We start from the raw sequence: 262 nt of genomic DNA on the forward strand, positions 1-262 counted from the left end.
GTCCAGTCCCGCGGGGCGTTCGGCGGTGCGGCCGATGGCGGTGGCGATGCGGTTGACGACGGCGACGCGCTTGTCCTCGAGGGGGCCGAGGATGGCGTTCTGGACGAAGTTGGGTCCGCCCTGTCCGACGGTGTCGACGAGTCGCTTGTTCGCTTCGGCGATCTGCTTGTCGAGCTCGCCGAGGTTGCGTTCCACCTCGGCCTGCGCGGAGGCGGGGATCGCCGGGAGTTCGGGTGCGACGTCGGGGCAGGAGATCGTGCCG

Annotated in this window: 1 pseudogene; it reads right to left on the minus strand. The window is 70.6% G+C overall.

Annotated features, from left to right (window positions below):
• A pseudogene (locus tag IF28_RS0135905) lies at nt 1–262 on the minus strand (hypothetical protein); the annotation flags it as partial.

This window comes from Streptomyces sp. NRRL WC-3626 (assembly GCF_000718785.1).
Taxonomy (GTDB): Bacteria; Actinomycetota; Actinomycetes; order Streptomycetales; family Streptomycetaceae; genus Streptomyces; species Streptomyces edwardsiae.